This window comes from Moraxella sp., assembly GCF_024227015.1.
Taxonomy (GTDB): Bacteria; Pseudomonadota; Gammaproteobacteria; order Pseudomonadales; family Moraxellaceae; genus Moraxella.
The window spans coordinates 1-5,787 of record NZ_JAAELD010000204.1; the positions used below are offsets into that span (position 1 = coordinate 1).

Below are 5,787 nucleotides of genomic sequence, written 5' to 3' on the forward strand. Positions count from 1 at the left end.
AAAATCATAAAAACTACCTTTTTTGTGATAAAAAGTATTTACATAGTGGTAAAAATGGGTTATAGTACGCCTAAGAGATAAAAATTACCATCTAAGAGGTAAATTTAAATCTCTTTGGAGTGCATACTAATGTTTTATATATGCATGTACGTAAAAAATCATACTTAAAAGGTATTTATTATGACACAAACCTACCTCACAACTCAAGAGCTTTCCCATCGCATCAAGTATGACGAGAGAACCATTCGTAACCAATTAAAAGACAGTGTATTGCTTGAAGGTGTGCATTACATACGTCCTTTTGGCGGTCGTAAAATCTTGTACATTTGGGAGCGAATCGAAAAAGACATGGCGGAGTATTTCAATCATTCTTCACTTTGTATGGCATTACAGTAATAGGGAGGTATTATGGCTAGCATAAGAGAGCGCTACGGGTTTCTTGTTGTGGACTTTCGTTACATGAACACCCGCTGCCGAGAAAAAACCAATCTAACCGACACACCTGCTAATCGAAAGAAGCTTGCAAAGATTCTAGAGAGAATGGAGGCTGAAATATTGCTCGGCAGTTTTAGTTATCAGCAGTATTTCCCAAAAAGCGACAAAGTTGGCTATTTTGAAGAACTGGGTGAAAGACGACAAAACTTACAAAGTGGCGTACCACTCTTTGGAGAGTTTGTTTGGCAATGGTTTAATGAAAGGTGTATTGAATGGCGAGCAACTTATCAAGAAAAGCTTAGAATCATCATCAATAAGTATTTAATACCTGTCTTTGATAAGCGTGCCATATCAAGAATAGATAGAGCGGATGTGTTGGCGTTTCGTGCTTCTCTCGGCAAAGTGACACACAAAACGACCAAACACACCCTGTCAGCTACCAGAATTAACTCAATCATGGCAACTTTGTACATGATACTAAAAGAAGCGTCAAAACGCTACAACTTTAATGATCCTACTGTTGACATCAGACAGCTTAAGGTTGAAAAAAGTGACATCACACCGCTGAGTATTGATGAAGTGTGGCGTTTTATTGGTGCGGTCAGAGCTGACTTTAAAAACTACTACATCGTCCGATTCTTTACAGGAATGCGAACCAGTGAAATTGATGGATTGACGTGGGAGCATGTAGACTTTGAGAAGCGTCAAATCAAAATCAGACAGGCGCTGGTCAATGGTGTGATGGGCCCTCCTAAGACCACCGAATCCTCTCGTGAGATTGACATGGCGCCATTTGTGTATGAGGCACTCTTGGCACAAAAGAAAGTGACCTTTGATAAGTCTGAATTTGTGTTTTGCACCCGTGATGGTGAACCACTCAGCTATCGCAACGTAAATCGCAGGGTCTGGCATCCTACTTTAAGGTTTTTAAGGCTAAAAGCAAGAAGCGCCTATCAGACGCGTCATACAGCAGCCACGCTATGGCTGGCAGCAGGAGAGGCGCCAGAGTGGATAGCTAAGCAGATGGGTCATGTTAACACCATGATGCTCTTTAAAGTCTACAGTCGCTACGTACCTAATGCCACAAGGCAAGATGGCAGCGCCTTTCATGCAGTGTTGATGCAAAGCAAACATGGTAAAGATGCGTTTTATTTGGCAAATTTACCCAAGCCGGATACCAACGATTTAACATGGGATAATCACGAAGATGAGGAGGTGACGGCATGATAAATCATCTATCAAGCAATATGCTATTGACCGATGTCTTAAAAGACATGAAGGATCATCAAGAGGTGATCAGGCTTTCATCTAAGATTACAAAAAGAGTAATTAAAGAGCTGCAGATTCAACGAGGATTTGGCATGGGTATGTTTTTAGAGGTGCCTAACTACTTAAACAACCATGAGGCAGTATTAACATGGGTAAAAGAACAGCTACATCAAATCAAAGACAGACAGCTTTATGATGATGACAGTCTTTATCTGGCGTTAAGAGATGACCTTGTCACTCATCTGCCAAGCCATGAGCTTGACTGATGTGATGTAAAGCTAAACCATCCTAAATTAACATACTTTAATTTAAATAGATTTAAACCAAAGGAAATTAACATGACCATTCATTATGTATTTCAATCATATGTAACACAAGAACAAAAAGCACTGTGCCAAGCATACTTTGAGCATGTGATCAATCCTAAAGAAGACAGCGCCAAAGCGATTGCTAAGCTGTGTAGTGATCATGAGGCAAGCCCTGAAAGCTTAAGCAGGCTATTGCTTGATGTGAGGGTCTATGACAGCGCAATACAATGCCAAGGCTGTGGTAAATACTACGAAGTAACCCCGCCTTATTATCACAGACCCAATACTGATGCTGGTTATTATTGTCGAAGCTGTGAAGCGTTTATAAATGCGCCCTTTTAGCTGCTGATTTGCTGTAGATTAATGGTTTATTGATAAACAGCCCCTTCTTGATAGAAGGGGCTGTTGTCTTAATTGCGAGTATAAAATACCTAGAATCATCCTGCAGTAAACCGCTTAGTAGATTACGAGTTTTAAAATATTTGAACGAGATATTTTAAGCACTCTCCACCAAATCCTCTGCAATCGCTTCCGCTTGCTGAATCACAAACTCTATCGCTTCTGCCTGTAAATCAGGCGGATATTTATAACTTCTTAAGGCTATACGAATCAATGTCCGCATTTTGGCCCGTACAGAGTCTTTATATTGCCAATCAATCGTTACCGATTTACGCAGTTTGTCGGTGATGTCTTTGGCAAGTTTCATCAGCACCTCATCGCCCATTTCGCGCACCGCACTTTCGTTACGGACTAAGGCGTCGTAAAACGCCATTTCGGCAGGATTTAAGCCCAATTCTTCACCACGTTTTTGGCGTGCCTCAAACTCTTTGGCAAGAGCGATAAGTTCCTCGATGATTTCAAGTACCGATAAATTGTGATTGTGGTATTGATTCATTGCCTCTTTTAGGCGCTCTTCAAATTCCTTTTTGGTGGCAAGATTGACACCGCCTTTTGCTTTGAGCTCGGACGACAAAAACCGCTCCATCGCCAACAGCCATAAATCTTTGGTTGGGCTACTTTTTATACTCTCTAAGAACTCATCAGACATCAGATTGATGTTGGGGCGGTCTTTTTTGAGTAAATCAAACAAATCTACCACGCCGTCTGAACTCACCGCCTTATTCATCAATAAAGAGAGTCTTAGCAGGCGTTCATTATCGCCTGTGGATGTGTGTGAAGAAGTGCTGTTTTTGACTATGGTGGCGCGCACAGCATCATAAAACGCCAATTCTTGATTGTATGGCTCAACCTCTTTTAATGCACCGCACAAAGAGAAACCTTTTTTGGCAAATCGCACTGCTTGTAAAAAGGCATTTTTTCGCGGTGTTTTGTCATTGCTGTGACTTGTGTTGACACGATCTAATGCCAAAATATGGTTGGCTGAAGTCAAGATGGCAGTAAGTAGCTTGGGAGGTTCGGTGATTTTTAAAATCGCATTCACATCAACGGTTTTACCGTCCACAGGCGTGGCAAACTGCCCACGAATGACTGTGATGTCTTCGATCATTTTATTAACAATGGCCCCAATGTCTCTTACCTGCTGAGTTCTGCCGCTGGCGTTGGTGTATTGCTTCATCGCCCTTTCTAGCTCATCGGTCAAGCCAACAAAATCGACAATTAAACCGCCATTTTCTCGACTCTTATTGCGGAATACACGGTTCACCCTTGCAATCACCTGCATGAGATTGTGCCCGCTCATTGGTTTATCAATATACATCGTATGGCAGCAAGGCGCGTCAAATCCTGTTAGCCACATATCACGTACAATCACGATTTTGAGTGGATCGTCTGGGTCTTTAAAGCGTTTTTCTAGGATCTTTTTGTCTTGGTTGTGGCATTGCCAGTCGGCAGGGTTGCTGGCAGTACTGGTCATCACGATTTTGACCACCCCTTTTTCTACATCGTCAGAATGCCAATCGGGACGCAGGGAGATGAGTTTGTTATACAATTTGACGCAGATCTCACGGCTCATCACCACGATCATCGCCTTACCATCTTGTAGGGTGGTGCGCTGTTCATAGTGGCTGATGATGTCTTCAGCCATTTGTTGTAGGCGACTGTCCACGCCGTGCAATTTTTCACGCAAGCGAAACGTTGTACTGTCCTCATCAAATAATTCTTCAGCCTGTTGAACAGCGCTGGTAAATTCGCTACTTTCGCCCAAGCTGATTTGGCGTGGTTCATAAATAATCGGCACGGTCGCACCGTCCGCCACCGCATCTTCAAAATCATAAATTGACACATATTTACCAAAGACTTCCTGCGTGTCCTTATCATCTAGGGCAATGGGCGTGCCGGTAAAGCCGATAAAAGAGGCATTAGGCAAAGCGCTTCTTAAATGTTTAGCATAGCCTTCTTTGTATTGTCCCTTGTGGTCGATTCTTTGATTAAATCCGTATTGGGAGCGGTGGGCTTCATCGGTGATGACGATGATGTTTTCTCGCTCGTTTAAGATAGGGTGGGCAAGCTCGCCATCCAACAAGCCAAATTTTTGAATGGTGGTAAAAATCACCCCGCCTGCTGAACGAGTCGCCAACGCCTGACGCAGCTCATCTCGCCCATCTGCCTGAACGGGTGTTTGTTTTAGTATGTCTTTACCTTCGCAGAATGTTGCGTATAGCTGACCGTCCAAATCGTTGCGGTCAGTCACAACAACCAGCGTTGGATTTTTCAGCTCGGCACGGCTTAACACTTTGCCTGCATAAAACAGCATGGATAACGACTTGCCCGAGCCTTGTGTATGCCAAAACACGCCTACTTTGCGGTCGCCATTTTTGGCGGTGGCAAGCAGAGTGCAATCCACCGCTTCGTTCACACCATAGAACTGATGATACGCCCCGATCTTCTTAATAGTTCGGTTCTTGTTGTCTCGTTCAAACACCACAAAATTTTGCACATAATCCAAAAGATTTTTTGGCGTCATCAACCCTTGTAACAAGCCTTCTAACTCATTTTCAAAAACTATCTGTCGGCTTTGGTCTTTTTCATCTATCACACGCCATGGGGTGAAACGATCAAAATCCGCCGTCAATGAGCCAATGCGGGTCACAACACCATCGGAGATAACCAAAGCCTGATTAAATACGAACAAATCACCAATTTCATCTTTATAAGTCTGCAACTGGGCGTATGCCTTGCCAATGTCGGCATTTTCTTTAAGTGGATTTTTCAGCTCAAAGACCACAAGGGGCAAACCATTGACAAAGCCAATCACATCAGGAATGCGTTTGCCTTTTTTACCGCCAATATCAAGCTGATTGACAATGCGAAAATCATTGTTTTCTGGACGCTGAAAATCAATCAGCTGCACCACATCAGACACCTGCTCACCGTCTTGCTGATAAGTGATTTTGACCCCATTTCTTAGCCAATCATAAGCCTGACGATTACGCTCCGCCAAATCGCCACTTTCCGCACGGCACACCTGCGCCACCACATTTTCCACCTCGGCAGCGGGCAGATTTGGGTTTAATTTTGCAATGGCGGCCGCCAACAACGGCTTTAAAATCACCTCGCCTGTCCGCTCTCGCCATTCATTTTGGCAGCCCAAAAGAATGGTTTTGCCATAGGTATAATCCCAGCCCAAAGATTACATTGTGGCAATGGCGGATTGTTCAATGGTGTTTTCGTTGATGCCTAGTAGCATTTTTTTCTCCGATAGTCTTGACTATGCAAGTTTGCATTGTTATAATAGCACTTGATACAACCGCACTCCCTGTCTTTGACACAGTGCGGTTTTTATTTGTCTAAATTTTGGCTTGGTTGCCACAAATCC

General features: G+C 43.3%; 5 protein-coding genes. 4 read left to right on the forward strand and 1 reads right to left on the reverse strand.

Going from position 1 to position 5,787, the window contains the following annotated elements; all coding sequences use genetic code 11:
- The first annotated feature begins 180 nt into the window (after nucleotides 1–180).
- The 4 genes from GY683_RS04680 (at nucleotide 181) to GY683_RS04695 (ending at nucleotide 2,354) form a co-directional block, all read left to right on the forward strand.
- Nucleotides 181–396 (forward strand): hypothetical protein, encoded by a 216-nt coding sequence (locus GY683_RS04680; RefSeq protein ID WP_046698669.1) that lies wholly within the window; start codon nucleotides 181–183, stop codon nucleotides 394–396.
- A 12-nt stretch (nucleotides 397–408) separates the two neighbouring features.
- Nucleotides 409–1,662 carry a DUF3596 domain-containing protein gene (locus GY683_RS04685; RefSeq protein ID WP_297287642.1) on the forward strand — a complete coding sequence of 418 codons (1,254 nt, stop codon included), beginning with the start codon at nucleotides 409–411 and terminating at the stop codon, nucleotides 1,660–1,662.
- Nucleotides 1,659–1,970, forward strand: coding sequence for a hypothetical protein (locus tag GY683_RS04690; protein ID WP_297287643.1), 312 nt, complete (start codon nucleotides 1,659–1,661; stop codon nucleotides 1,968–1,970). Before GY683_RS04685 ends, GY683_RS04690 begins: the two co-directional genes overlap by 4 nt.
- 72 nt (nucleotides 1,971–2,042) lie before the next feature.
- Nucleotides 2,043–2,354: a hypothetical protein gene (locus tag GY683_RS04695; RefSeq protein ID WP_046698671.1), complete on the forward strand. Its 312-nt coding sequence runs from the start codon at nucleotides 2,043–2,045 to the stop codon at nucleotides 2,352–2,354.
- A gap of 154 nt (nucleotides 2,355–2,508) precedes the next feature.
- Here the strand turns inward: GY683_RS04695 and GY683_RS04700 are convergent, their stop codons facing one another.
- Nucleotides 2,509–5,598, reverse strand: coding sequence for a type I restriction endonuclease subunit R (locus GY683_RS04700; protein ID WP_297287644.1), 3,090 nt, complete (start codon nucleotides 5,596–5,598; stop codon nucleotides 2,509–2,511).
- Nucleotides 5,599–5,787: the final 189 nt, after the last annotated feature.

Coding starts and splice junctions, on each gene's coding strand:
- GY683_RS04695 (WP_046698671.1), top strand. CDS start 2,043: ATGACCATTCATTATGTATTTCAATCATATGTAACACAAGAACAAAAA.
- GY683_RS04685 (WP_297287642.1), top strand. CDS start 409: ATGGCTAGCATAAGAGAGCGCTACGGGTTTCTTGTTGTGGACTTTCGT.
- GY683_RS04690 (WP_297287643.1), top strand. CDS start 1,659: ATGATAAATCATCTATCAAGCAATATGCTATTGACCGATGTCTTAAAA.
- GY683_RS04680 (WP_046698669.1), top strand. CDS start 181: ATGACACAAACCTACCTCACAACTCAAGAGCTTTCCCATCGCATCAAG.